At 43.4% G+C, this 26901-nt stretch carries 29 protein-coding genes and 4 tRNA genes (1 of these 33 only partly in view); 4 read left to right on the top strand and 29 right to left on the bottom strand.

The window, feature by feature from the left end; translation table 11 throughout:
* The 5 genes from ACXAFV_RS00375 to ACXAFV_RS00395 form a co-directional block, all read right to left on the bottom strand.
* A tRNA-Asp gene (locus ACXAFV_RS00375) sits at positions 1-61 on the bottom strand; it reaches 16 nt to the left of the window's first position.
* Positions 62-145: 84 nt separating this feature from the next.
* Positions 146-217: transfer RNA gene (locus tag ACXAFV_RS00380), tRNA-Glu, on the bottom strand.
* 15 nt (positions 218-232) lie between these two features.
* Positions 233-323 (bottom strand) — tRNA-Ser (locus ACXAFV_RS00385).
* A gap of 7 nt (positions 324-330) precedes the next feature.
* A tRNA-Asn gene (locus tag ACXAFV_RS00390) sits at positions 331-405 on the bottom strand.
* 144 nt (positions 406-549) lie between these two features.
* Positions 550-1017: a SprT family protein gene (locus ACXAFV_RS00395; protein WP_475123780.1), complete on the bottom strand. Its 468-nt coding sequence runs from the start codon at positions 1015-1017 to the stop codon at positions 550-552.
* A 144-nt stretch (positions 1018-1161) separates the two neighbouring features.
* Between ACXAFV_RS00395 and cmpA the strand changes: the two genes are divergently transcribed.
* The gene (gene cmpA / locus ACXAFV_RS00400) at positions 1162-1281 is read left to right on the top strand and encodes a cortex morphogenetic protein CmpA (RefSeq protein WP_175986492.1); all 120 of its coding nucleotides are present in this window, start codon (positions 1162-1164) and stop codon (positions 1279-1281) included.
* Positions 1282-1464: 183 nt separating this feature from the next.
* Here cmpA and ACXAFV_RS00405 read toward each other — a convergent pair whose 3' ends face one another.
* The 14 genes from ACXAFV_RS00405 to acpS all read right to left on the bottom strand — a co-directional run bounded on the left by ACXAFV_RS00405 (position 1465) and on the right by acpS (position 13275).
* The gene (locus tag ACXAFV_RS00405) at positions 1465-3621 is read right to left on the bottom strand and encodes a Tex family protein (protein ID WP_475126028.1); all 2157 of its coding nucleotides are present in this window, start codon (positions 3619-3621) and stop codon (positions 1465-1467) included.
* An 89-nt stretch (positions 3622-3710) separates the two neighbouring features.
* The gene (locus ACXAFV_RS00410) at positions 3711-4307 is read right to left on the bottom strand and encodes a PP2C family serine/threonine-protein phosphatase (protein ID WP_475123781.1); all 597 of its coding nucleotides are present in this window, start codon (positions 4305-4307) and stop codon (positions 3711-3713) included.
* Positions 4307-5104, bottom strand: coding sequence for an RNA polymerase sigma factor SigB (gene sigB / locus ACXAFV_RS00415; protein ID WP_475123782.1), 798 nt, complete (start codon positions 5102-5104; stop codon positions 4307-4309). The genes ACXAFV_RS00410 and sigB overlap by 1 nt, the downstream gene beginning before the upstream one ends.
* Positions 5082-5549 (bottom strand): anti-sigma B factor RsbW, encoded by a 468-nt coding sequence (gene rsbW / locus ACXAFV_RS00420; protein WP_475126029.1) that lies wholly within the window; start codon positions 5547-5549, stop codon positions 5082-5084. Before rsbW ends, sigB begins: the two co-directional genes overlap by 23 nt.
* The gene (locus ACXAFV_RS00425) at positions 5549-5884 is read right to left on the bottom strand and encodes an anti-sigma factor antagonist (protein ID WP_475123783.1); all 336 of its coding nucleotides are present in this window, start codon (positions 5882-5884) and stop codon (positions 5549-5551) included. Before ACXAFV_RS00425 ends, rsbW begins: the two co-directional genes overlap by 1 nt.
* 79 nt (positions 5885-5963) lie before the next feature.
* Positions 5964-6974 carry a SpoIIE family protein phosphatase gene (locus ACXAFV_RS00430; RefSeq protein ID WP_475123784.1) on the bottom strand — a complete coding sequence of 337 codons (1011 nt, stop codon included), beginning with the start codon at positions 6972-6974 and terminating at the stop codon, positions 5964-5966.
* Positions 6975-6984: 10 nt separating this feature from the next.
* Complete coding sequence (locus ACXAFV_RS00435; protein ID WP_175986482.1) at positions 6985-7386, bottom strand: anti-sigma regulatory factor; 402 nt, start codon at positions 7384-7386, stop codon at positions 6985-6987.
* A 3-nt stretch (positions 7387-7389) separates the two neighbouring features.
* On the bottom strand, positions 7390-7746 hold the full coding sequence (locus ACXAFV_RS00440) for an STAS domain-containing protein (RefSeq protein WP_058300003.1): 357 nt from the start codon (positions 7744-7746) through the stop codon (positions 7390-7392).
* Entirely contained in the window at positions 7743-8573 is an 831-nt protein-coding gene (locus tag ACXAFV_RS00445) for an RsbT co-antagonist protein RsbRA (protein ID WP_475123785.1), read from the bottom strand. Before ACXAFV_RS00445 ends, ACXAFV_RS00440 begins: the two co-directional genes overlap by 4 nt.
* 421 nt (positions 8574-8994) lie before the next feature.
* On the bottom strand, positions 8995-9345 hold the full coding sequence (gene ndoA / locus ACXAFV_RS00450) for a type II toxin-antitoxin system endoribonuclease NdoA (RefSeq protein ID WP_006838214.1): 351 nt from the start codon (positions 9343-9345) through the stop codon (positions 8995-8997).
* Positions 9346-9349: 4 nt separating this feature from the next.
* Positions 9350-9631 (bottom strand): CopG family ribbon-helix-helix protein, encoded by a 282-nt coding sequence (locus ACXAFV_RS00455; RefSeq protein WP_032085355.1) that lies wholly within the window; start codon positions 9629-9631, stop codon positions 9350-9352.
* A gap of 150 nt (positions 9632-9781) precedes the next feature.
* Positions 9782-10966 carry an alanine racemase gene (gene alr / locus ACXAFV_RS00460; RefSeq protein ID WP_475123786.1) on the bottom strand — a complete coding sequence of 395 codons (1185 nt, stop codon included), beginning with the start codon at positions 10964-10966 and terminating at the stop codon, positions 9782-9784.
* Positions 10967-11704: 738 nt separating this feature from the next.
* Entirely contained in the window at positions 11705-12718 is a 1014-nt protein-coding gene (locus tag ACXAFV_RS00465; RefSeq protein WP_475123787.1) for a LolA family protein, read from the bottom strand.
* A 206-nt stretch (positions 12719-12924) separates the two neighbouring features.
* Positions 12925-13275, bottom strand: a complete 351-nt coding sequence (acpS, locus tag ACXAFV_RS00470) for a holo-ACP synthase (protein WP_475123788.1) — start codon at positions 13273-13275, stop codon at positions 12925-12927.
* Positions 13276-13392: 117 nt separating this feature from the next.
* On the opposite strand from acpS, the gene ACXAFV_RS00475 reads away from it, so the two are divergent.
* Positions 13393-13977, top strand: a complete 585-nt coding sequence (locus ACXAFV_RS00475; protein ID WP_475123789.1) for a rhomboid family intramembrane serine protease — start codon at positions 13393-13395, stop codon at positions 13975-13977.
* An 81-nt stretch (positions 13978-14058) separates the two neighbouring features.
* On the opposite strand, the gene ACXAFV_RS00480 is transcribed toward ACXAFV_RS00475, so the two are convergent.
* The 9 genes from ACXAFV_RS00480 to ACXAFV_RS00520 all read right to left on the bottom strand — a co-directional run bounded on the left by ACXAFV_RS00480 (position 14059) and on the right by ACXAFV_RS00520 (position 23949).
* On the bottom strand, positions 14059-15522 hold the full coding sequence (locus ACXAFV_RS00480; RefSeq protein ID WP_475123790.1) for a PH domain-containing protein: 1464 nt from the start codon (positions 15520-15522) through the stop codon (positions 14059-14061).
* Positions 15515-15994 (bottom strand): PH domain-containing protein, encoded by a 480-nt coding sequence (locus tag ACXAFV_RS00485; RefSeq protein WP_475123791.1) that lies wholly within the window; start codon positions 15992-15994, stop codon positions 15515-15517. The genes ACXAFV_RS00480 and ACXAFV_RS00485 overlap by 8 nt, the downstream gene beginning before the upstream one ends.
* A 229-nt stretch (positions 15995-16223) precedes the next feature.
* Positions 16224-17186, bottom strand: coding sequence for a UV DNA damage repair endonuclease UvsE (gene uvsE / locus ACXAFV_RS00490; RefSeq protein ID WP_475123792.1), 963 nt, complete (start codon positions 17184-17186; stop codon positions 16224-16226).
* Positions 17187-17250: 64 nt separating this feature from the next.
* Positions 17251-18216 (bottom strand): nuclease-related domain-containing protein, encoded by a 966-nt coding sequence (locus ACXAFV_RS00495; protein ID WP_475123793.1) that lies wholly within the window; start codon positions 18214-18216, stop codon positions 17251-17253.
* Positions 18217-18486: 270 nt separating this feature from the next.
* Positions 18487-18633, bottom strand: coding sequence for a hypothetical protein (locus ACXAFV_RS00500; protein ID WP_475123794.1), 147 nt, complete (start codon positions 18631-18633; stop codon positions 18487-18489).
* A 74-nt stretch (positions 18634-18707) separates the two neighbouring features.
* Positions 18708-20228 carry a degradosome RNA helicase CshA gene (gene cshA, locus ACXAFV_RS00505; RefSeq protein ID WP_475123795.1) on the bottom strand — a complete coding sequence of 507 codons (1521 nt, stop codon included), beginning with the start codon at positions 20226-20228 and terminating at the stop codon, positions 18708-18710.
* A gap of 344 nt (positions 20229-20572) precedes the next feature.
* The gene (locus ACXAFV_RS00510) at positions 20573-21262 is read right to left on the bottom strand and encodes an alpha/beta hydrolase (RefSeq protein ID WP_475123796.1); all 690 of its coding nucleotides are present in this window, start codon (positions 21260-21262) and stop codon (positions 20573-20575) included.
* A gap of 141 nt (positions 21263-21403) precedes the next feature.
* Positions 21404-22777, bottom strand: a complete 1374-nt coding sequence (locus ACXAFV_RS00515; RefSeq protein WP_475123797.1) for a UDP-N-acetylmuramoyl-tripeptide--D-alanyl-D-alanine ligase — start codon at positions 22775-22777, stop codon at positions 21404-21406.
* Between the two features lie 92 nt (positions 22778-22869).
* Positions 22870-23949 (bottom strand): D-alanine--D-alanine ligase, encoded by a 1080-nt coding sequence (locus tag ACXAFV_RS00520; RefSeq protein ID WP_475123798.1) that lies wholly within the window; start codon positions 23947-23949, stop codon positions 22870-22872.
* Positions 23950-24255: 306 nt separating this feature from the next.
* Between ACXAFV_RS00520 and ACXAFV_RS00525 the strand changes: the two genes are divergently transcribed.
* Positions 24256-25443, top strand: coding sequence for a dicarboxylate/amino acid:cation symporter (locus ACXAFV_RS00525; RefSeq protein ID WP_475123799.1), 1188 nt, complete (start codon positions 24256-24258; stop codon positions 25441-25443).
* Between the two features lie 122 nt (positions 25444-25565).
* Positions 25566-26117, top strand: a complete 552-nt coding sequence (locus ACXAFV_RS00530; RefSeq protein WP_475123800.1) for a GNAT family N-acetyltransferase — start codon at positions 25566-25568, stop codon at positions 26115-26117.
* Positions 26118-26153: 36 nt separating this feature from the next.
* Here the strand turns inward: ACXAFV_RS00530 and ACXAFV_RS00535 are convergent, their stop codons facing one another.
* Complete coding sequence (locus ACXAFV_RS00535) at positions 26154-26810, bottom strand: TVP38/TMEM64 family protein (protein WP_475123801.1); 657 nt, start codon at positions 26808-26810, stop codon at positions 26154-26156.
* Positions 26811-26901 lie beyond the last annotated feature (91 nt).

Raw genomic sequence — 26901 nt, forward strand, 5'->3', positions numbered from 1 at the left:
ACTCGAACCCGCGACCTCCTGCGTGACAGGCAGGCATTCTAACCAACTGAACTACCGGACCAGAGTTTTTAGCGACAGCTAAATAACTGTCATTAATTTACTTCAGCGAAACAAATAATCTATTTGCTTTGACAAAAATAAAAAATGACCCGTACGGGATTCGAACCCGTGTTACCGCCGTGAAAGGGCGGTGTCTTAACCGCTTGACCAACGGGCCAGGATAAAAATGTGATGGCGGAGAAGGAGGGATTTGAACCCTCGCGCCAGTTGCCCGACCTACACCCTTAGCAGGGGCGCCTCTTCAGCCACTTGAGTACTTCTCCATAAAAATGGCTCCGCAGGCAGGATTCGAACCTGCGACCGATCGGTTAACAGCCGATAGCTCTACCACTGAGCTACTGCGGAACGTGAAGTATTCTAACGCTTTGTGAAATGTCTTATCGACTCTTTCGATTATAATGACTCAGCTGCTTCTTGTCAACTATTTTTCATATAGTTTTTTAACTGCCTTACTCCTTTTTTTCCACTCCCGTTTAGGTTGAATGGCAGCTAGGAACCTTGCTCTAGCTCCTCGCGAAAGATAAGCTTTCCTTTACATCGGCCGCATACATATTTTTTTGTATTGATCCTTCTTTTCCTCTTGAATGTCAGATTGCATTTTGAACAGGAATAAATCAGGATTCGCTGGTACCTTTTGGTTGTTGATAGCGCGGTACAATGTCTTGGAGCTCCAACTTCTTGTAGGAGATGTTTGAAGTCAGCATCCCTGTGCTTATATCCCTTTCCTTCAATATGAAGGTGATAGTGGCAGAGTTCATGTTTGATAATACCTATCAATTCTGATACCCCATGTTCTTTCAGATACTTCTCGTTGATATCTATATTGTGGCTCCCAAGCATGTACCTTCCACCAGTTGTCCTAAGTCTGGGGTTGAAATAAGCTTTATGCTGAAATGGTTTATGAAAATATTGAAGTGAAATTTCTTCCACCAGAGTTTGCAGTTCATTGTTTGTCATGCTCATTCTCCTTACCTTTACTCGTTTTCCAGCACAGGACAACCTATAGTAACATACACATAGATTATATAACATCCTGAAAGAATAGACACCGGCTGTCGTTTCAAGAATGTTTTCTGGAGATTGGAATAAGGAGGGTACCTTATGCCAAACTGGCTCGTTAATCAGATGAGGAAGGCATATCTTGAGAAGAATCGTTATCAGATTAAACTTCTTAATCAATGCTGGAATTTTTATAGGAAGAAAAACTTCCCTCAACAATAACCACAATGCGCAGGCGGCTCGACCAGAGGCGACAAGCATTAGATAAGGCAGCCGGAAAGGCGTTTTTTGCCCTTTTTGGTTGGCTCGGCTTATGACCGCGATCCTCCAGCTGCCGGAGCGGGACAAAAAAGCTGACTTGATGAAGTTGCAATCAAGTCAGCTTTTATTATTGTAGTTATCCGCCTATTGAATCATCGTCAAGGCAACTCTGCCCTTTTTCACATCGACGCTATCCACCCAAACGGTTACTACGTCACCGACTGAAACAACATCCAGCGGGTGTTTGACGAAGCCTTGCTTGAGCTTTGAAATATGGACGAGGCCATCCTGCTTCACCCCAACATCGATGAAGGCTCCAAAATCGACTACATTTCGGACGGTGCCTTGAAGTTCCATGCCTTCTTTAAGATCTTCCAGTTTTAATACATCTTTTTTAAGAAGTGGTTTAGGGAATTCGTCACGCGGATCTCTGCCGGGGCGAATCAAGGCATCGATGATATCCTTCAGTGTTAACTTACCGATCCCCAGTTCTTCAGATACTTCATCGAGGTTCAATTGATTGATTGCCTGCTTTAGATCATCACTTCCGATTGCTTCTTCACTGAATCCGGTTTTGGAAAGAAGCTTTTTTACATCTCCGTAGTTATCCGGATGAATAGGTGTCCGGTCAAGGAGTTCATTGCCTTCCATGATACGCAGGAATCCTATGCTTTGTTCATACGTTTTGGCACCGAGTCTCGGGATTTTCTTTAATTGCGCCCTGGACTTAAATTTGCCCTCTTCCTCTCTTTTTTTAACTATATTATTCGCCACCGTTTTAGAGAGACCCGCCACATATTGCAGTAATGAAGAAGAAGCAGTATTCACGTTTACTCCTACTTGGTTAACAGCTGTCTCTACCACGAAAGTCAATGACTCGTTCAATTTTTTCTGGGAGACATCGTGCTGGTATTGTCCTACACCTACAGATTTTGGATCGATTTTCACCAGTTCAGCAAGTGGATCCTGCAGTCTTCTGGCGATTGACACAGCACTTCTCTCCTCTACTTGAAGGGAAGGAAATTCTTCTCTTGCAACGTCAGATGCGGAATATACACTGGCACCCGCTTCATTGACGATCAGATAGAAAATTTCTTTATCGATATTTTTCAGGACATCTACCACGAATTGCTCAGTTTCCCTGGAAGCCGTTCCGTTTCCAATGGCCACGACCTCTATCGAATACTGATCGATCATCTTTTTCATCACTTCTTCAGAAGCGGCCTTTTGTGATTTGGGTGGATGCGGATAGATGACACTCACTTCCAGCATCTTGCCCGTTTCGTCAATCACAGCAAGCTTACATCCCGTTCTGTAGGCCGGGTCGACTCCAAGAACCATTTTCCCTTTCATAGGAGGCTGCAGCAGCAGCTTTCTGAGGTTTTCCGAGAAGATATGAATGGCTTGATTTTCAGCCTTCTCTGTTAAATCATTACGGATTTCTCTTTCGACAGAAGGCTGGATTAATCGTTTATAGCCGTCCTCAATCGCTTCTTTGACTATAGACACTACTGGAGAGTGGACATTTTTGATCACTTGTCGTTGTAAATAGTGAAGAATGGAATCTCCGTCCGGCTGGATATTCACTTTAATGATATCCTCTTTTTCTCCTCTATTCATCGCCAGTACACGGTGTGGAACGACTTTGCTTACCGGTTCACTGTACTCATAGTACATCTCAAAGACGTTTCTCTCATCTTTCTCTTCATTTTTTACCTTTGTTTCTATGACACCCTTTCTAAAGGTGTGATTTCTTATGTATTCACGATAAGCCGCATCGTCGGATATATACTCGGCGATGATGTCCTTCGCTCCGGCAAGTGCTTCTTCTGCAGTTGCCACTTCTTTTTCTTGTGTTGTGTAGCGTGCTGCTTCTTTTTCAACATCCACCGCTGCAGGAAAACTTAAAATCCATTCGGCTAAAGGTTCCAGTCCTTTTTCTTTGGCAACAGTGGCTTTTGTCCGTCGTTTTTGTTTATAAGGTCGGTATAAGTCCTCAACTTTTTGCAATTTGTCAGCTTTTTTAATCGCTTGTGACAATTCATCTGTCAGTTTGCCTTGTTCATCAATCAGTCTAAGGACTTCTTCTTTTCTCTGCTCAAGGTTTTGCAGGTAATTCCATTGCTCCATTATATCTTTGATCTGGACCTCATCCAATGCTCCAGTTTGTTCCTTACGATAACGGGCGATGAACGGCACCGTGTTACCTTCTTCTAGTAATGCAATAACATTTTTCACGTTTTTAAGAGAGACATTTACATTCTTTGCTACGATTTGCAGCAAATTTTCTTGATTCGTCATTGTTACAGTCAATTTTACGACCTCCATCTAAAAGGGTTCCCATTAAGTTTACCATATGACAAGGCAAAAAAAGAAAGCTTACCCCGAGTCTAGAGTAAGCTTCCTACTATATATGTGGTATCATCAGCGGTTTCGTCGACCAATGATTGAATATCATGCATGGTACTGTGCAAAGTTGGATATTTTTGAAGGACAGACTTAACACCAGAAATATTTAATCCATCTGAATGCAGCAGAAACCTTGAGTTAGATTCATACGTATAACGCTTTGTCTGATATTTTTGTGGTCTTCCGGATAAATAACCTGTTACAGGCAAAGGATAAGTGATTTTCCCTTCCGGAGAATACATATAGAACCGGATATTCCCAACGCAGCTGTATACAAATTCTTTTGAATGGTAATACGCTTTGATAATGGCCACTGCAGCACCGCGTTTCTTTTGAAGCGCCTTATTGCATAAGTCCATGAGAATCCCTACATCTTCATGATGATATTCTTCCACAATTTCCACTACAACATGGGAAGATTCATACGCATACTTTCCGCTCCCCAAACCATCGGCTAACACACAGACAAAGTAATCATTTGTAGAGACGTAATAATAGCTGTCTCCACAATATGGGTTTCCATTTTTTGAAACTTGTTCTGCATACAACTCAATTTCATTTTGTTGGAAATAACCCATTAATAATGACTCTCCGAATCGAATGCCTCTTCCTGGATGGCTTCACGCAGTTTCTTTATGGCTCTGCGCTGCAAACGGGATACATGCATTTGTGAAATTCCAAGCTTTTCACCAGCTTCTTTCTGGCTCAGGTTTTCCAGATACGTATACTGGATGATCGCTTTCTCTCTATCTGAAAGAACATGAAGCACTTTCTCCAGAACGAGGCGCTGATTGACTTTTTCATATCCTTCATCCTGATTCCCTACAATATCCAATATGGTAACGGTGCTTCCTTCAGAATCCGCTTCAATCGAATGATCCACTGAGAGGGCTTGATAACTTCTGCCCATTTCCATTGCTTCCAATACTTCTTCTTCACTTACTTCGAGATATTCAGCAATTTCATGAACTTGCGGAGAACGTTCTAATTTGTTTGTTAACTCTTCAACAGTTGATTTAATCTTCGGACCTAGCTCTTTGATTCTTCGAGGGACATGAACACTCCAGGTTTTATCACGAAGGAAACGTTTGATCTCCCCGATGATGGTCGGAATTGCGAATGCTTCAAAGGACCTTCCGAAAGATTCGTCGTAACGTCTGATCGCTCCCAGTAAGCCTATCATCCCTACTTGGATGATATCCTCATGGAAAGATCTCCCTTTAGAATACTTCCTTGCAATGGATTCCACAAGATTCTGGTAGTGGAGGATCAGCTGACTTTGAGCTTCATCATCCTGATGCTCCTGATAATCCTTGATCCATTGAAGAACTTTCTCTTTTTGTTCCTGCTGGTTAGGTTGAGATAGTTTTTTCATCCCTCTCCACCTGCTCTCCTGATAGGAATTTGGTCATAAAGACCGTCACTCCCTCTTTATGATGAACCTTAACGTCATCCATAAGGCTCTCAATAAGGTAAAGTCCTAACCCACCTTCTCTTAGGAATTCAACGGAATGGTCGGCATGATATGGCCCAACGGCACTTCGGATCGCCTTGAAGTCGAAGCTCTCTCCATGATCCGCCACCATTACCTCTAAACGGTCCTCATAAAGAGCAAAGCCGACCACTACTTCGCCGTCATCACCCTTATAAGCATGCTGTACGGCATTCGTGATCGCTTCACTTGTGGCGATCTTCAGGTCCTCTATCGCATCATAATCAAAGCCCATACGACTGGCTATCCCTGACAGTGTCAGACGAATAACCCCTACGTATTCAGGCTTTGCAGGAATTTTCATCTCGATGTAATCAAAAGCTTGCATCATTCAACTCCACCTTCTACCTTGGAATTTATATTCATAATATCCCCTAAACCTGTGATATCAAACAATCTTTGCAGACGATCGGATAAACCAACCAGTTTGAGCTGGCCGCCGCGTGCGTTAATGGTCTTGAATAATCCTACAAAGACACCCAGTCCGGTACTATCCATATAAGAAACCTCTGAAAGGTCTACAACGATATCTTTATCATTTTCAGCTTCGGCAGAAGGAAGAAGAGTTTCTTTAAGTTTAGGTGCTGTATATGCATCAATTTCTCCAGCTACTTTTACAAATAATTCGTTCTCTTTCTCTTGCATATCTATTGACAAGTTCATAAAACGACCACCTTTTTTTAAGAGCATTATAATAAAGTCTCTATTCGTTTACCCTATTGTAAAGTAAGATAAACAAGATTTAGGAATTTCTTTTTATAATAATAAGGGTGAAGTCATCTCGCAATTCAAAATGTTGCAGTTTCTCTAATTCTTTATAGACGTTGGTTACAATTTCATCCGAGGTCAAGTGTTTATACTGGCTGATCAGCTCTACCAGGTCTTCCCGTTCGATAAAGCCTTCTTCAGTGCGGCACTCTGTTACCCCATCAGAAAGAAGGATGATCATGTCCCCGACTTCCACACGTCTTTCATATTGTCTGTACTTGGCTTTCTTATCCACTCCTAATAAAAGCCCTTTTGCATCCAAGTCTTCGAATTGGTCGGCATGGGCATTATAGAAGAAGCCGGGCTCATGACCGGCTGATGAATAAGAAAACAAGTGTTTATGAGAGTTATAGACACCATAAAACATCGTAATGAACATACTGGCATCCACGTTTTGTTCCACTACCCTGTTCAGGCTTTCCAAAACAGCATTGGGCTCATTGCGATATTCAGGCAGGCTGTCCATCGCATATTTGATCATGGACATACATAGTGCAGCGGGTATCCCTTTCCCGATGACGTCTGCAATGGCGACACTGACACTGTCGTTCTCATCTTGTACAAAGTGATAATAGTCGCCGTTCATCTTCTTGGCAGGGACGCTGACGGCAGCGATATCCAGACCTTCCACAACCGGAATGCTTGTTCCGAGCAATGTTTGCTGCATGTTGGAAGCAATATCGATTTCATTGTTTAATTCCTGCTGCTTGCTTCGCAGGCTTTGATGCTCGCGATAGGCAAATCCATATCCGATCATGACTTCCAATAGAATATCAAAAGCATGAAGGACATGATGCGGAATATTCGGTTCCATCTCGAGAATGACACTCTTGTGAAGGCTGATGATCTCTTCCGGTGACACATGATGCTCAATTGATTTCCGGCTGAATTTCTGACCGAGATACAAGGCCTTTTCATCTTGCTCATTCAGATAATGCTCTATGATTTCTCTATATTTTGAATCCATCAATTCTCTAAAGTTCATCTAACTCCCCCTAGCGGAGCCACTTGGTTGCCCGAATATCTGTCCCTTCTCCAGGTGCAGATTCTACGTTGAATTCATCCATCAAACGCTTAACCCCAGGCAAACCTGCTCCTAAACCACCTGATGTGGAATATCCGTCTTCCATCACTTTTCTTAAATCATTGATGCCAGGACCATCATCCAGTGCAATGATGCGCACGCCCTTCTTTCCGCCGTCGAAAAGTTTTTCTATACATATCTGGCCATGGCCAGCATAAAGATATATGTTTCGTGCTAATTCACTGATAGCAGTAGTGATTCGAGCCTGGTCAACAGTTCCAAACCCCAGCTCTTTGGCTACATTTCTTCCTAACTGGCGGGCAGCAACGATGTCCCATTCATTCGTGATCTTCACGCAGGATTGGCTATCCATTCACTAATCCCCCAGTTCCGTTTGTAATTTCTCTAAACCTTTTTCCAAGTCTAGAGCGGTTAGCACATCGTCCAACCTGATGCCGAGTTCAATCAGCGTAATCGCGACAGCAGGCTGAATACCTGTTATCACTACTTTAGCTCCCATTAATCTGGACATATTTATAACATCACCAAGTACCTTGGCGATAAAGGAATCAATAAAGTCGATCGATGTGATGTCGATTACAACCCCTCTTGCACTTGTTTCATGAATCTTATGCAAAAGGTCTTCTTGAAATTGAAGGGCTGTTTGATCATCAAGTTCCCATTGAATTGAAATTAACAAGCAATCATGCAATTTTAAAATCGGTATTCTCACTCTGATCCCTCCGCTGATACGATTTTTCTATCGGTCATTTCAAGAGCCTTTTCAATGCCTTTTCTCAATGTGCTGTTCGTACTGAATTGATTAAGGTCGATTCCCAGATTTACGATCGTTTGTGCGATTTCCGGTCTTATTCCTACCAGCATGCACTTAGCCCCCACTAAACGGACCGCGTCTGCAGCCTGGATGATGTGGTGGGCAACCATCGTATCCACTACGGGGACACCTGTAATATCAATCAGGACGACCTCCGCCCGGTGCTTCACTACACCGTTCAAAAGATTTTCCATGATTAAACGGGCTCTTTCCGTATCGATGGTGCCGACAAGAGGCATCACTGAAATCTTCTCGAATACGGGAATCAAAGGTGCAGAAAGTTCCTGTAGGGCGATCTTTTGAAGGGATACGGTTCTTTCCCATGATTCTGTATAAGCGCTGATTACTTTGTTATACATAGGAGTGACCCATTTATCGAATATTTCAACCTGTTCAGCATGATTTGCTTCGGTAATCAGGTTTTCTTCTCTCATCGCTTCGTACACCACTTTTGCAAACGTGCTCAGCGCTGACGTAACAAATGTCAGCGGCCAGCCGAATCGCACGACCTTTTCTGCAAAATCCTCGAGCCTTGACGAGAATTCTTTGGAATCCCTTAGATTGGATGCAATCATTTCAACAAATTCATGGCTTGTCTTAGTGAAAATTTGATCAGAAACAACTTGAAGAAATTTTTCATCCGCTTCTTCCTTCATCCGCTCCATCCAAACTTGCGTTAAATCCGACTTATTACTCTGGATAAAATCCGTAATTTCAGTGAACATCTAACTCTCCCCATTCTACCATAAGAAATTTACACCAACTGTCATATACGAAAAGATGTAACGTATATTTAATCTAATCCGTTCTTATGCTTAAAATTTTTCGCATTTATTAATATAGTAACAAATAAATGCCAAATTGAAAAAACATTGCCTTTTCGGGTATTTTCCCCATGTTCCTTTTTATTATAAATTGTTCAAAGTTATTTGTCATAAAATTGATCAATTTACCTCAGGTTATATTCTTCTTCACGAGGATAGATATGGATAACCAGCGGTAAACACGTCTAGTATAGGAATTTCCAGACACAAAAACAGAAGGCTTGCTGATCAATTTCTTATCTTGATCAGCAAGCCTTCTGTTTCGTAGCTGTGTTGTCATTTATTATTGTACTAAAAACTACCGCCACATGGTATGAAAAGGTTAAAACTGGATTAAGCCGACGCTTATTTGGAGGGCGTCATCCACTTTTTCCATCATTTCATCATCCAAGTGTGTAATTTTATCTGTCAGACGTTGTTTATCAATCGTTCGAATTTGTTCAAGCAAGATAACAGAATCACGTTCAAAGCCATAACGTTTTGCATCAATTTCAACATGAGTAGGCAATTTTGCTTTTTGAATTTGTGCGGTAATAGCAGCAACGATCACTGTGGGACTGAACCGATTCCCAATATCGTTTTGAATAACAAGTACCGGTCGAACTCCGCCTTGTTCTGAACCTACAACAGGAGAAAGATCCGCAAAATATACGTCACCACGCTTTACAATCAAAGGATTAACCTCCGCTTACTAAGCGTTCGACTGTATGTTCTGCCTCATATTCTGCTTGGATCGCTTCAGAAGCGATTGCAAGATTGATCTTAGCCATCTCCATATAGCCGCGTCTCATAGATTCACGTAGTTGTCGCTTTTTACGCTCTCGTAAATACATTTTGGTTGCACGATAAATAAACTCATTGCGATTCACATTCTCTTGATCTGCAAAGCCGTCTAATTCTGTAACGAGCTGTTGCGGCAGACGAATTAAGATTTCTGTTGTTGCGCTGGATTCAGACACAAACTACACCTCCACCAATCACTACATACCGTTTCTGTTCAATAACATACTAATCATACCATTAAATAGCGGGAATGAAAAGACAATTTATCAATCTCTTCTAGTATCCGCCATATAAAATGCTAATTATTCATTTAAATTCAGATGTTTTCATTTTTTTATTACCCCGCCTGTAGATAATAGTTTATTAGAAACTTCTGCAGGCTTGCCGTCCCTTATATAAATTCTCGGAACTCTTGTAGAAATGATACATGGAATTTCATAATTGATCGTTTCAAGTTTTTCAGCAATTTCATCTATCGAAACTGCTTCATTCCCCTCCCGTCCGATAAGGGTTACCTTCACTCCCGTTTTCAATGCTCCGGGTAATGAAATCATGCATTGATCCATGCATATCCTCCCGACGATCGGAGACCTCTTTCCATCCACAATAACCTGCTGCCCCTGGAGCTTCCTTAGCCACCCATCTGCATAACCGATGGGGATCGTCCCGACCCACTCATTGCGTGATGCTTCATAAGTAGCTCCATAACTGATCTTCTCTCCTGCTTCAAGTTTTTTCGTATAGATCAGTCTTGAGTAAAGGGAAAAGACTTCCTTAAGCGGAAAGGGCAGGACCTCTTTCATTTCCTGAGATGGAGAGAGACCGTACATTGCAATCCCTACCCGGACGGCGTTGAAATGGGTATTAGATTTCCGCAGGGCTGCCGCGCTATTGGAGGAATGAACGTATTGCGGACGCTCATCCAGCACACGAAGCATCTCTTCGAACGTTTCCAGCTGTTGGTCGAGATAGGCATCATCCAGTTCGTCAGCAGTAGCATAGTGTGTGAAAATTCCTTCCAGCTGAAACCTGCTGAAAGAGTGGATGAATGTTTCCATCTTCTTCAACTCATCTGCAGACCTGACCCCTATTCTTCCCATCCCGGTATCGCATTTAATGTGCAGCTTCAAGGATGACGTTTGTTCCAGCTCTTTCGACGCTTCTTCCAGCCACTCCAAACTGAAGGTCGTCAATGAAATATTGTGGAAAGATGCCAGGTTCACATCTCTAGCCCGTGTTGCACCGAGCACAAGAATCGGTGCTTCGACCCCCCCTTTTCTTAACGAAATGGCCTCATCCAGGAAAGCAACCGCAAGGCCGTGAGCCCCTGCTTCCAAAGCAGTTAATGCCACTTGGACATCGCCGTGTCCGTATGCATTTGCCTTTACGACAGCAAACATTTTCACTTCATCAGAAGCGATATGCTGCTTGATATTTTTTATATTTTCCGCTAAATAATCAAGATTAATTTCTGCCCATGTATCACGAAAGAACTGCGTCTGTGTTTCCACTCTGGTCACTTCCTCATATCAACAAAACATTGTCAGTCTATTCAAGAATATCTTTGATTATTCATCTATTCTCTTATTGTGTCAAATTAATTTTTTTGTGGCAAGGCTCTTTGTGGGGTGGTCGGTGGTTAGCGGGGTTGTAGAAACACGGGTACATGGAGGCGGTAACAGTGAATGAGCATGGCGTAGTTTGGACAGGGGTTTTGTTAAGAGGGTATGGTTTGTATGGTTTTTCGTCAAGTTGCGCAATTATCGGGATTTTGGCGCAATTATTTGAAAACCGACGTAATAATTCTGGAAGTGGCGCAATTAATTAGAAACCAGCGCAATAATTCTAAAACCGGCGCAATTAATCGAGCCCGCAAGAGTCAAGTCCGCAATATTGGGTAAAATTCCTTAAAGCTGTCAGACGATTTTTTTATTCCAAGGAATTTTTCATAATGACTAAATAGGAAAACATCATCATCAATCGATGTTTGGAGTAAAAGTAAAAAAGTCTATCCGAATGCCTTTTTTACAGAAAACTAGCAGCATGATGATTATCACGGATGATCTACTCGGCACTTGAACGTGTAACAACCGATTCAAAACCTCGTGACTCCGCCTTTCTTCTGTAATATTCTTCCTCAATTTTCTCTTGGCGGCTCTCCTCATACAAGCAGCCGACCTGTCCCCCACTGGACATAAACCCAAAAGAAAAGAGGCAAACCAATAAGGTCCGCCCCATTAATATACTCTCTATTTCACCATGGAACCTTGAACAGACTGTGCAAGCATGACCATTTCGGAAGGAGTCAGGTCATTCGAAGCAAGCATGTAATCGACACCGTTGTTCGTCCATCTGATGGAAGTATCAGTCATTGCTGCCACTGTGAACCCTAAGTCTACCAGCTCACCCTTCAGTGATGTGGATACTGTCATGGTAGGAACCACTGTCGTTTTCTCCTGGATAATCGTGAAGGATTTCTCACCATCATACGTCAGGACGACGCGTTTGCCGTTTTCAGTCGCCACTTCTTTTTCTTCTACCAATTCAGTTCCTGTGATTTCAGACATAGGGTAGAGGACAGTGAACTCCTTGTCTTCCACGTTTGCTGTAACCGGAACTTCAAGCTGGGCGCCTGTCATGTTCTTCTTCATATCAAAGTCTTTTTTATCAAACGCAGCTTTCATATCCATCTTGGAGAATTCCACTTTTACAAGAGAGTTATTATCCGCATCCATCACTTTGACGGTAGCCGGGGATAGATCTTTCTTGTTAAAAGCAATCTCCTGAGTAGGAAGCATTTGCTTGTTCTGATAACGTGTTTTCGTTGTAAATACATAATGGCTCTTCGTTTCTTTGAACTTCGCTTCTTTATCTTCTAGTACATCCTGAACTAGAGATTCGTACAGATAAGCCTGACTGCTATTATTAGGCCATTCACTTTGGAAGCGGAAGCTCTTATTCAAAGCAGGGGTCAGGACAAATACTCCTTCATCATTCCGGAGAATCATTTGACTTTGATCCTTCGCGGCGTTTTTAAGAGCGACCCGGTAGTAATTAGGGTTATTATGCCAAACTTCCACATCATAGGTCTGTGGTTCATCGCCAACCTGAAGCGTCATTTTGGCGTCCGCTTTATACCCCTTCATGTCCTCTACCTTTGACTTAAGATCCTTTGTCACGTCTTCCTTCGATTTCTCACCGCAAGCAGCCAGCATCAGCACTGCAAGCATGGCCATCACTAGTATAACTAGCTTTTTCTTCATCTTTTCAACCCCTTTTGTCTCAAGATAAACGTAATTGAGAGAGGGGAAAGCTAGACGGTATAAGAATAAGACGTTCTTTATCTTCGTCTCTCTTACAGCCGGTGGCCCCGACTGAACATACCTAGCCTTGTCTCTCCTATTGCACTACTGAATATATGAGACAACCTCGGGTAATATGCTAGTGAAGATGACAAGCTCGAACTTTTTTATTCTTCAATGATGACTTGTGCGGCAGCGAAATCCCTGCTGTGGGTGATCGACAGATGAGCGTTCACGCCATCAGGCTTGGAAAAAAACGGCTTGCCATTTGAGTCTTTGCTTATTTCAATATCCTGAAAAGAAAGAGCATGTCCGATTCCTGTCCCTTTTGCCTTTGCGAAAGCTTCCTTTGCTGCAAATCTGCCCGCAATAAACTCAATGGACCGGGAACCTGTCAATGATGCAAGCTGGTCCTGCTCACCCACGGTCAGCACCCTTTTGATCAATTTTGGCTGCCGCTCGACGATTTGTTGTATTCGTCCAATTTCGATAATATCCAATCCGATCCCTTTAATCATATGCAGTTCTCCTTCTACTCTTGTCCTGTTTCTCATATAGTTTATAAACACTTATAGTATATAATGGACTTATGTGATTTTTTAAACGACGGTACTTTTCTATTAGGAGGATACACTATGTTTGTCAGAACCGAAAGCTTCTCACAATTTTTACGATTATATCCGGTCATCTCACTGATCGTGTTCATCCATATTGTTCTTTTTTTAGTGAGTTCCCTTCCTATTTTTCCACAACGGTGGGTGTATGAGCAGCTGGCAGGGGTGAATCTGTTTATCAAGGAAGGCGAGTGGTGGAGACTTGTTACGCCTATCTTTGTTCATCTAGGTTTCGCTCACCTTTTATTCAACTCTTTTTCACTCGTCTTATTCGGACCGCCACTTGAAAACTATCTGGGCAAACTCCGATTCATTCTCCTTTACTTGGCAAGCGGGGTCTTCGCTAATATTATTACCTATCTCATAAAGCCTTTAACCTACAGTCATGTCGGGGCTTCAGGAGCGATATTTGGGTTGTTCGGCTTTTACATCGCCATGATTCTGCTGAAAAAACAATTCATCACCCGCGAAAGCCGCCAGATCATACTCCCGATCGTCGTAATCGGAGTGGTGATGACATTCATGCAATCAGGCATCAACATCACCGCGCATATTTTCGGATTGCTTGGCGGATTTATCATCGGGTGGATATCCGGAAAGAAATGATGGTGCTTACTCCGTTCCCCCAACGAACCGCGCTAAAAAAGGTGACCCGCTTACACATACAGCGTGTCACCTTTTTTATAGTTAATCATGTGAAAACCATTTATAAATTTCAGCTGCATCTTTTAATTCTAAATCATTCACTTCACTTGAATAGCCTGTTTGCCCGGACTTCAGCGTAGTGGAAATGCTCCTCAAATTTCTTCTTGCCTGAAACCAGCTCTGCTTGGAGTCAAGGGATTGAATCCTGCTTTTTTTCATATATGCGGTATGCTTTAAAATTCCCCGGTACCGCAGTGATAATTGATTGCCTGTAATTCTCCAGCCTCCAGCCCGATGCTGAAAGAAGCCGAGAAAGCTGAAAGGAATAGCAAGCAGGATGCTGAGGAGACCCAGCGGCCAATACATGATCGCCAATATGACAACCGGGATGATCACCCAATCAGCTGCACGAAAGATATATCTTCTAATTGAACGTTTCGGCAGGCGGTGGAAATCCTCCGTCAGGATGTACTCTGGAAATAGTGTGTGAAGCACTCCCGGCACTCTCTTCTTCTTCACGACAGGCATCAGCTTGATCGTCGAACTGTCTTTATCAAGCACTGATCCCCCAGCATTTTCAATCACGACTGTACAGTAGCCAAACAACTGACGCACCGGGTTCTCAACTATACGGATGCCCTGCACACGATTCAGCGGGACAGTTACCTGTTTTTTCTCCAGAAGGCCTCTCGTAATCACGATGTTATCATCGTTCAGCCTGATTTTGAAATCACCATACAGCACAAATGTCCATCCAACTGAAAAAATCCAGGCGACAAGCAGGATGATGAATGACATTAAGGCAATGAACAACAATCCACTTTTTACAAACACCATAACTTCGTCAAATATCATTTCATATGGAATGAACTCAGAGAACTGAGATAAAAAGACGGCCGCCCCCGATAGAATGACACCGACTCCCCCAGACGTCAGAGCGAGCACCAAAATATCCTTGGCGCTCATTTTGAAAACCCACTTTTCTTCTTTTGGCAAATCCTCTTCATGGACGACCGTCTCTTCATCCATTTCCGTTGTTTGACCCTTCTTCTTTTCACGGTAAATGATTTTTTCAAGCTCCAAAGCTTCTTCTTTCAAAATGGCCGTCAGCTCAGCTTCAGATTCCCCCGGACTCGATGAGCCAGCTGTTTCAACCTTCACCTTCACCAACCCAAAGGGTCTGTGAATGATCCCTTCTGAAAAGTTCAGGCTTTGAATGCGGTCAAACGGGATATAGCGCTTCTTCTTCACAAAAAGACCATACTCAATCCGCAGTTCACCCTCTTCCAACCGATAAGTGAACCTGAGCCACTTGAGCACACCCGCTACAAGGACAATCACCAGTACGGCACCCATTGAAATGAGGGGCATATAATCCCAAAACCCGCTCTTCTCCCCCCTGCTGTTCAGGACAAATAACAAGACGAACGGAATGATCAATTCTTTTAATTGCTTCAAAAAATTTGCCACTGCAGATATCGGATGCAGTCGTTTATATTCAGACATCATCTTCCGCCACCCTCGCCAATAAGGATATGGAATGTCTCAATTCATCCGCTTCCCCTGTATCCAGAGCCGGAATTTCATGAACGGTGGCAGCAGTCGAAATCGTGATCGTAGATAGATTGTACCTCTTTAAAATCGGTCCCTGCACCGTATCAACATGCTGCACTCTTACCATCGGAACCAGCGTGCGTTTTACAAAAATAAACCCTCTTTGGAGCTCGATCTCCTGCTCCCTCACTTCATACCTCCATCGTTTCCAGCGAATCGACGGCAGAAAAAAGATCATCATATAAATAAATAAGAGCAATATACCGATTGCAGCAGTCATGATCCAAACCGGCCAATCAAATATCGTTGATAGCACGACTACACCAGCCACCACCACAGCCAGCACCGCTGTTTGTATCACACCATGCAGCCTCCATACCTTAAGCGCCTTGGGTGAAATCCGTTTCTGAGGCTCTCCTCTCATATCCATCCTCCTTTTGTTTATATCCTAATGTATAAATCTTACAGTATGTTTACGTTTGTGGATAGGATTGGTTTCGTTGATGCGTGAAAAGTTTATTTGAGGCTGATATGGGGGAAGGTTTTTTGGCCAATGGTTCCGTTTTTTAAAGCGTCGTGGGTGGATTAACAGGCAAAGAAATGCCCGCAAACACCGATGTTATGAGTATTTGCAGACATTATTAGGACGACATTCATTTTATGATAAAAGACGACTGATCGACCCACTCAACTTCCTCGACTCCTTTCAAATCTTCAACCAAACGGAACAAAGCATCATCTTTTTTCTTCGCTTCAATCATGCAGTCCACCTGATCGACAGAACCTTTCACACCTTTTAAAAATTCCATGAACATCACGGGGTCAATGTATTCAGCATGTGCTTTGTAATCCTGTTCAGAACGAGGACTGGAGATATGCATTTTGACTGGCAATGGAGACTGGCTCCACGACGCTACAATCCGCTCCCAATCCTCTTGCCAATCCCTCTCATGATAGGCAAGGTGATGATGATAGTCGAAAACCTGAGGAACGCCCAGCTTCTCACAAAGATAGAGCGCATCCGCAGCACTGAACACGGTATCATCATTTTCCAGTATGATCAATTCCTGAAGCGAAGCCGGTGTAAGCCCCCAATTATGTATAAACTGTTCAAGAGCCTTCTCCTTATCATCATACGCTCCGCCCACATGCAAAACACAGCGGTGTGTCGGATCGATCCCCATTCCCAGAAGCAAATTCCTATGCATTTTCAGCGTGTGAAACGTATTCTTAAGGACCTCAACATCACTGGTGTTCAAAAGGACAAAATGATCAGGGTGAAAATCAACACGCATCGGGTGATCCTGAAGATACTCTTTTATTTTGAGCAGCTCCGGCTTTAAAGGCGTTATAAAATCCCACCCCTTAAGGTCAGGGTGGTTCGCAAGCGGTATCAACTTCGAGCTGAATCGGAAAAAGTGAATATCATGAAGGACATTATGCTTCAAGAGACGCAGGCAATTTTCAAGATTCGACCGGGCGATGCGCTCAAGCCTGGCGATTGCTGCTTCCCGATCTTTTATCGATAAAAATTGCTTGTATGTCATCGTCTGGGACGGCGAGGCATTCTGAAGGTTCATACTCATGGCTACGTAGCCGAGTCGGATGAGAGTCATGGTTGGTGGGGCTCCTTTTTTTATTGGTAGTATGTGCGGGGTGAGGTGATATTAAAATTCATTATTAAAAATCTTTGTGGTAGGTTGTTCCTTTTCCTGATCCTTGGATTTTCAGGTCTAGAGAGTTCAATAGGAGATGGGAGGTTCTAGGAGACGAAATATTTAAAAAGGTTCTTAATTCCCTGTTTGTTATAAATGGTTTAAACAGAAGAAAATAATCTTCCATTGCCCGGATATGAGCTGTGTTGGAAGAAATATTACAGTTGGGACATTGCCAGCAGCCAAATTTCCGATCCATTAACGAACCACAATATTCACATTTTACCCCGTTGATAATTTCATGTTCTTCAATTCCAAATGTTTTTAGCACACTTGTCATGCTCGTATCATGTTTGGAGAGGAGTACCTTTTTAATCTTTCTAAAACCTTTTTTTGTTGCAATTTTTTCAGTATAACAAGAGTTTAATTTACTAATTTCGCTGATTAAATTCTGGGCATGTATGATTTTATTATAGGGGGTAAGGAGCCGTTGTCCCGGTGCCATTTTTAGTATCGTAGATGGGTTACTGATCACAACGAGGAATTCGATTGGCGGGAGTACAAGATTATGTTCGTAGAAAAAGCGTTGAAGAAAGAGTTTCTGGCGGTTGGCTTGGGTTACAGGATCGGAAAATCCTGTATCGATACCATTATAAGTTCTTGTTAATTGATTAAATTCAGAGTCGATCGTCAACGTTCCGGAAATGTTTTTAATTTCTAGGATTAATGTATAAAAAGGGGTAAAAAGCAGCGAATCGATTTGAAAGTGATGAGGAGTCAACGGGAGCTTTAAATCGTTGAAAATCATATACTTTTTGCTATCCAGAAAACTTAAGTGATAGTCGATCGATTTTTCTCCGTTATAACCTGCGTTTCTTCTTTTCAGATCCTGTTCAATGATGGGGATTTTTGAGTGCTGATCACTTAAATTTCTTATTAATGCTTCATTTTGTTGTATTCTTATTGGTATTTTCCTCTCTTTTGCGAACAATTGATCACTCTTTTAAAATTCATCTATAAGTACTTCTCTCAAAATAGGGAAAATCCTCTTTTTGATTGGTTAAACACCTACCCTTTTACCGTTTCAATCCACTTTTAAAGGTTTACGTGCAGGTTTTGAGATTTTCATGCAGGATTCCAGATTTACAAACCATTTTAAAAAAATACGTGCATCTTTCCAAAAATACGTGCATCTTGTCGAATTTTCTTCACTCACACCTCTGCTACGCCGTCCCAAAAACAAAACCAAAACCCTAATTTGTCAAAACCATTTTTCATCCCCCCTTCCCACTACATCCCCTCCAACCAAAATCACTATCTCCATCCCAGCCCTTAGCCAGCCAAAACAGACAATCATCGCCTTTACTGCCAAATACGTGTGACAGACTGCTGCTTGTACGAGATTCACAAAAGGAACCTTCACCCACAAAACAAAAAACACGACAACCCGCCAAAAGGGTCATCGTGCTTTCACCAACCATATTAGTTATTGTTATAAGACTTGCGTCGGCTGCCGGAAGATTGTGGTCTGCCGCCGCCGCGACGATCTCCGCCTCGGGATGATCCGCCGCGTGAACCGCCTCCGCGAGGGCCGCTGCCTCCGCGTCCGCCGCCGCCTTTGCCGCTGCGTGATCCGCCTTTTTTGTAGCCGCCGCCGCGATTACCGCCGCCGCCGCCTCTTGATGGCAATGGACGCTCTTCTGTAATTTCTACAGGAGTTGTGTCCGGCTCTTTCGTAAGAACGCGGATCGCTGCTGCTACTGCCTGGATTGGATCGTGGTCATTCAGGAATTCCTCTGCAAGTTGAGAGTAATCCTTAAGATCACTTTCTTTCGCCGCTTCTACAAGCTTATCTAAAGCAAGGCGCTGCTGGCCTTCCAGAGCTTCGTTCAAGCTTGGCGGCTTAAGGCCCATCATTTTCTTCTTCGTTGTTTGTTCCACTACGCGCAGGTAGCCCATTTCCCTTGGTGTTACAAACGTGATGGACATACCTTTTTTACCTGCACGGCCTGTACGTCCGATACGGTGAACGTAGCTTTCAGGATCTTGAGGGATATCAAAGTTATACACGTGCGTTACGCCTGAGATATCAAGTCCGCGTGCTGCAACGTCTGTTGCGATAAGGATATCGATGCGGCCTTCTTTGAACTTCTTAAGAACCGTCATACGGCGCGCCTGGGAAAGGTCACCGTGGATTCCTTCTGCAAGGTAACCGCGGATGCTCAATGCGCGTGAAAGCTCATCTACGCGGCGCTTTGTACGGCCAAATACAATCGCAAGCTCAGGTGATTGTACGTCGATCAGACGGGATAGAACATCAAACTTTTCTTTTTCCGTTACTTTTGTGAAGTACTGTTCGATATTTGAAACCGTTACTTCTTTGGATTTTACCTTGATCAGTTCAGGTTCTGTCATGAAACGCTCTGCAATGCGGCGGATCGGATCCGGCATTGTGGCAGAGAATAGAAGTGTTTGTCTTGTGCTTGGTACAGTTTCAAGGATGCTTTCGATGTCTTCGATGAAGCCCATGTTAAGCATTTCGTCTGCTTCGTCCAGTACCAGTGTTTCAACGTTATCAAGTTTCAGCGTGCGGCGCTTGATGTGGTCGAGCAGACGTCCCGGTGTACCCACGATGATATGAGGGTTCTTTTTCATCGCACGGATTTGGCGTTGGATGTCCTGTCCGCCGTATACGGATAATACGCGTGCACGCTTATCTGAACCAATGCGGTATAACTCTTCAGAGACCTGGATTGCGAGTTCACGAGTCGGAGCGATTACCAGAGCCTGAACGTTCGGGTTCTTCATATCGATCTTCTCGATCATCGGAATACCAAATGCTGTCGTTTTACCTGTTCCAGTTTGTGCCTGTCCGATGATATCCTTACCTTCTAGACCTGCTGGAATTGTACTTGCCTGAATTGGGGTTGCTTCTTCAAAGCCCATACGTTTAACTGATTTCAACGTAGATGCGCTTAAGTTTAAATCTGAAAACTTTGTCAATGCTATTCATTCTCCTTTTGATTTACATCTTTTATAACTAATCAATTGTGCTGATTATATTTTTAAATCGGAACGAAATCTTACACACCGAAAGACTTCGGTATCTAATCTAAAATCGTCTATATGAGATGTTTATTTTTAAAATATATTGCAATGTCCATTGGAATGTCTGCTGCAATGTGTATTACATCTTATTGTAAGGTGCGGTGCGGATTTTGCAACCTTAAATGCAAAAAAATACACTCTTCTAAATCGAAGAGCTGGCACGTCCAACAAATAGAACAATGTTGTAGTAATGTTACCACTTATAGAGATGAATTTCAATCTATTGTAAAATAGTCAATCTATTCACTCTGCAAGAAATGGTAGATCTCTCCAAATAATTCGTGCTTATCTTCACTGTGGCATATTAAATGTCTGGCTTTTGTGGAATAATATAGGTTTTTTTCTTCAGATGAAATGGTCTCATATATATATTTTGCACTTTTGGGCGGGACTATCCCATCATTTTCTCCCTGGGCTATAAAGGTTGGGATATCCACTTTTTCAAGGAGAGGGCGGGCTACACGCACCACCTTTTTAAATTCGTAGGCAGAAAGGATCGGAGTATTAGTCATTTTAAATTTATATCGATTATAGAGCTCATTTTCAAGTATTTTCCCTTGAAATCCTTCCTTGATTAAATTTCCAATATCTTTTACAAGCTGCTTGAAATTCAAATAATAGGCAGCCGCGCTCAGTAAGACGAGTTTGTCGACGCTGTATTTGACGGATAGGTAAGAGGCAATCAGGCCACCCATCGAAAATCCGATGACATACACCTTGTCGCATGTTGAGGTGAGGTTCTTTAATTCATCTTCTGCGTGTTCGATCCATTCAGCATGCTTGATCCCTTTTAAAGCGAGCGTCTCCCCATGACCGGGTAATGTAGGAACAACAATTTCCCAATCTGTTCTTTCTTTCAGATATTCCGCCAGAGGCTCTACTTCATAAGGGCCGCCAGTGAACCCATGAATAAGTAAACATCCAATCATTTTGATCCCCACTTACTTGAAGACTGATTTATGAAACTGTTTATGTGAATAGGAACGGTTTATAAGGCGAGGGAGATTGCCTCCCTCTCCCTGCCCATTCTCATTTTGTACACTTTTTATTGTTTCTAATCCCAGCCGGGCTTAAGTCAAAGCTTCAATGACTTCTTCGAGTTTCATTCCCCGGGAGCCTTTGAATAGAAGAAGCTCTCCGCCTTTTGTCTGCCTTTTCAGCTCTTGAGCAAGTTCATTTTTATCCTGGAAGGAATGAACTTTTTCACTTGAAAATCTTTCCAGTACACCTTTCGCAATGAAATCCGCAAGTTTCCCATAGGTATATACGTGCTGAATTTGCTCAGGGTTGATCATTCTTCCGATTTCGAGGTGGAACTCCTCTTCGTTGTCTCCAAGCTCCAGCATATCCCCGAGTACGAGCATTTTGGTATCGAAGCCCTCGAGTTCAGAAACGAGCTGGATCGCCGCCTTCATGGAAGTGGGACTTGCGTTATAGGCATCATTGATTATTTTCTCGCCTTTTTTACCCTCTGTCATTTCCATTCTCATTTGCGTGAGCTTGAGGGACTTCAGCCCTTTCTTCATATCTTCGACTGAGACACCGAATTCCTTGGCAATCAAAATGGCTGCAAGGGCGTTATGGATATTATGCTGGCCGAGTACAGGAAGGAAGAATGTTTCTCCTTCATAAAGAGAGGTCTCAAAGTGGCTTCCATCGTTGTCCATTTCGATGTTTACAGGATAAATGGTATTCGTTTCACTTCTGCCGAACGTTTCGATGCGTTTGAGTGATAGGTCCTTTACCTGCTCTTGTAAAAGAGGCTCGTCTCCGAAGTAGGCGAACAGCCCGTCTTCCTTCAATCCCTGAACAATTTCCAGCTTCGCTTTGGTGATGCCTTCACGTGAACCGAGATCCTGAAGATGAGATTCGCCGATGTTTGTGATGATGGCTGCGTCGGGCTGGGAGATTTCAGACAGCAGCTCGATTTCACCGAAACCGCTCATTCCCATTTCCAACACGGCAACTTCTGCATCCTGAGGCAGTGCCAGGATCGTCAGAGGCAGACCGATATGGTTATTGTAGTTTCCTTGAGTCTTATGGACTTTGTATTTCGTCGCAAGAAGATTTGCGACCATGTCCTTCGTCGTTGTCTTTCCGTTGCTGCCTGTGATACCGACCACTTTCAGGTCAAGCTGGTGACGGTATTGGTTTGCCAGTGACTGCAGTGCAAGGAGTGGGTCATCTACGACCAGTACAGGGATGTCTTCTGGAGGATTTGGCACGTTCTTATCCCAGAGTGCTGCTCCCGCTCCCTTTTCGATCGCCTGTCTTACGAATTTGTGGCCGTCTACATTTTCACCTTTGAACGGGACAAAAAGATTTCCCTTTTCAATCTTACGTGTGTCGATGCTCACACCTTTTATGACATGGTCTTCAAATTTTGTAAGGTCGTTGTGAACATGAAGCATTTCACAGGTTTCTTTTATACTTTTTTCAAACATTTTCTTTCTCCTTTGCGAGTTATCGATGACAAACAGAGGAGGGACTGCTTTTAGATGATGATCCTCCAGTCAGTCCCTTCTGTGTTCTTGTGTTACATTGTATGTTTGATTGTCTGCTTTTCTTGGTGACGTTCCATACCGAGCTCGACCAACTTACCGATCAGTGTTGGATAGTCGACACCTGTATGTTTCCACAGGAGCGGGAACATGCTGAATGGCGTGAAGCCAGGCATTGTGTTTACTTCGTTCATGTAGATCTGGCCATCTTCAGTGAGGAAGAAGTCTGCACGTACGAGTCCGGAGCAGTCAAGGGCCTTGAACGATTGGATCGCAATCTCTTTCATTTTTCCGTATGTGTCCTGATCGACCTCTGCAGGAATGATCAATGCCGTATCTCCGTCTTCATATTTTGCCTTATAATCATAGAAATCCTTCTTCGGAACGATTTCACCTGCAACGGAGCAATCCGGCTGGTCGTTACCAAGGACTCCAAGTTCGATTTCACGTGCTTTTACGCCTTCTTCGATGATGATTTTACGGTCGAATTGGAACGCTTCTTCGAATGCAGCCGCCAGTTCTTCTTTGGATGTACACTTGCTGATTCCAACAGATGAACCAAGGTTTGCAGGTTTTACGAAGCAAGGATAGCCGATTTCGTTTTCCACCTGTTGATAGGCCTTCTCCGGGTTTGCTTTCCAGTTACTGCGGATAAACCACGTGTAGTTCACCTGAGGGATTCCCGCTTGTGCAAACAGGTTTTTCATGATTACTTTATCCATCCCGGCTGAAGATGCAAGGACCCCGTTCCCCACGTAAGGAAGGTTCAATAATTCAAGCATTCCCTGAACCGTTCCGTCTTCTCCATTGGGACCGTGAAGCAGCGGGAAGATCATGTCGTAGCCTTCGCTGTCCTTAGAGTCGGCAGGTGTAATCGCCGTACTTAATGCATTAGGGGAGATTTCTTCTCCGTCATTGAATTGAAGTGCTTTTACATCTTCAACAGGAGCATTCAATTGAGGACCTTTGATCCATTGCCCTTCTGCTGAAATGAAAACAGGATGAATTTCATATTTATTTAAGTCCAAGGCTCCGATAACCGCCTTAGCTGTTTGCAAGGATACATTATGTTCGGCTGATTTACCGCCGTACAATAAACAAAGCTTGGTTTTCATGAATGAGTTACCTCCAATATTAACAATAGATGTTTCTATTTTATCACTTTCATCTCAAAGGGAAAGAATGATTAGATGGAAAATGAAAATTACCTCCAATGTCCTTGATTCATAAGCCATCCCTCATCTAAATTCGGTCTCTATATATGTATGTTTACCCAGCCTAGTCCCGCAACAGTGAGATGGGCTTTATTTTATCAGAATACATTTAAGATTCCGCCTATTCGTTTTCCTCTTAAAATATTATTCTTCTGGGTGTATAATCCTTCTATCAAAAACATTTGTACATTCAAGGAGGACATCTGGATGAGAAAGCTTGGTTTACTGCCTAGGATCCTGTTGGGGATCGCGTTAGGTATTGTCATTGGTTCGATTGCACCAGAATGGATCGTGAAATTATTCGCTACGTTTAATGGACTCTTCGGTAATTTCTTAGGGTTCGCGATTCCATTGATCATCATAGGCTTCATTGCACCCGGGATCGGGTCAATGGGCAAAGGTGCCGGAAAGCTGCTGGGACTGACTACCGCTCTTGCGTACGGTTCCACAGTTCTTGCAGGACTGCTTGCATATTCAGTCGCTAAGAGTATTTACCCATCTCTCTTGGCAAATCAAACTTCTCAATCATTTGAAAATCCAGAAGAAGCTCTCTTAAAAGGGTTCTTCACAGTGGACATGCCTCCGGTGATGGGTGTGATGACGGCGCTCTTGATCGCTTTCACCCTCGGTCTCGGAATGGCTGCCATTAAAGGGGACTCCCTCCAAAAGGGAATGAATGAGTTTAGAAGCATCATCGAGCTGGTGATTGAAAAAATCATCATCCCTCTTTTACCGCTTCATATCCTTGGTATTTTTGCCAATATGACGCAGGGGGGTCAAGTAAGTGCCATCATGTCTGTGTTTGCCAAGGTTTTTGTGATGATCATTTTATTGCATGTTTTCTTTTTGGCAATCCAATATACAGCTGCCGGCACATTGCGCAAACAAAATCCGTTCGTGATGATGAAAGGAATGCTGCCTGCATATTTCACAGCATTAGGAACGCAGTCATCCGCTTCCACAATTCCGGTTACACTCGAACGCACGAAGAAATTGGGTGTCAGAGAACGCATCTCTGATTTCTCGGTGCCGCTGCTTGCAACGATCCATTTATCAGGCAGTACAATCACACTTGTGAGCTGTGCGATGGCTGTCATGTTCATTCAGGGTGAAGCCCTGCAATTCTCGCAGCTGTTTCCATTCATCCTCATGCTCGGCGTAACCATGATCGCTGCACCTGGAGTTCCTGGCGGTGCCGTGATGGCAGCCCTCGGTCTGCTTGAATCCATGCTCGGTTTCGGTCCGACCATGACATCACTCATGATCGCTCTTTACCTGGCTCAGGACAGCTTCGGAACTGCGTGCAACGTTACAGGCGACGGTGCCATCACGTCCATCGTCGATAAACTGACGAATAAGAAAAAAGCTGCCACCTCAAACGTAAAAGCAAGCTGATATCGAAGGCCCGTCCCTCGTCGCTTTAAAGCGACGAGGGACGGGCCTTCTTTTTGTAAAACAGGAAACATACACTCTCTTGTAGAAGTAATATAAAAACCAAACCAAAGGAGTGCAGCTTGTTGAACAAAACCAGTAAAAGGATAATACTTAGAAAAATAGAAGAAAACGACCTCGAAACGCTATGGAACTACATATACAAAGAAGATTCACCAGAATGGAAAAAGTGGGACGCCCCCTATTTTAAGCACAAACAGGTTCCTTTCGAAGAATATAAACGCTCTTTTCTTGCCAATATCGATAAAAATGATGACCGCCAGCGCATCATTGAAGTACAAGGAAAAATCATCGGAACGGTAAGCTACTACTGGGAATACGAACCGACAAGGTGGCTCGAAGCGGGGATTGTCATTTATGATCCCGGCTATTGGAATGGAGGCTATGGCACCGAGGCATTATCCCAGTGGGTCGATCATCTATTTGAAACGAAGGAGATCGGCAGGGTGGGTATCACCACCTGGTCTGGTAATGACAGGATGATGAGGGCCGCAGAAAAAATCGGCTTGAAGCTTGAAGGAAGGATGAGAAAGTGCAGATATTATAATGGTGTTTATTATGATTCGATTCGGATGGGCATGATTCGAGAAGAGTGGAACCAGAACCATGGCCATTAGAAAAAAGGAGGAAACACTTTTTTCAGTTTCCTCCTCCTATTGATCATCCTTCGAGTCACCAAACCAGAACTTCAATTTCTTTCTCGTGAAGAAAACAAGCAAGGAAAGAATGATAAACATTGCAACAGCCACATAAAGATGCATCCGGTCTTCCCCGCTCAATCCGGAACCAAAGAAGACGAAACCGATCGTCCCCGGAATGATCCCGATGGCTGTAGCGGCAATATAAGGAAAGTAGCGTACTTTCCCTGCTCCCGCTATATAACTGACCAGATCAAAATTCAAAAACGGCAGTAACCGGAGGATTAGTATATAAAAGAAACTATTCTCAGCCATTTTTTCACGGATGGCGTTCATTTTGGGGGAGGGCTTTCTCCAAAGCTTCATTCCAAGGAAGCTTGATGCCACATACGCCACTGTTGCACCTCCAAGTGCTCCGATGAAAATGAAAACAATCCCGTTGTAAGGGCCAAACGCCAAGCCGGCAGCGATTGAAAAAATGGAGGTCGGAAACAACACCAGCGGTCGGAATGTCAGAATTACAATGAAGACAATCGGTGCCCACCAGCCAAACGAAATGATCCAATCCCTGATATCGTGGGGCCTTACTTCCCAAAAGCTGCGGCTGACCCAGACGAGGATAAGGAGTAGGGCAAAGAATCCAAGCATCCTGAGTATTTCTTTTTTCTTCATTGCCTTACCTCCCATCCTTTTAAGGCTAAATAGTATCTGTCGAGTGTCTGCTTTCTTCCATTGTACTGCCCTCTCATAATAAAACCAAATC

The organism is Rossellomorea sp. ABR4_012 (genome assembly GCF_056159545.1).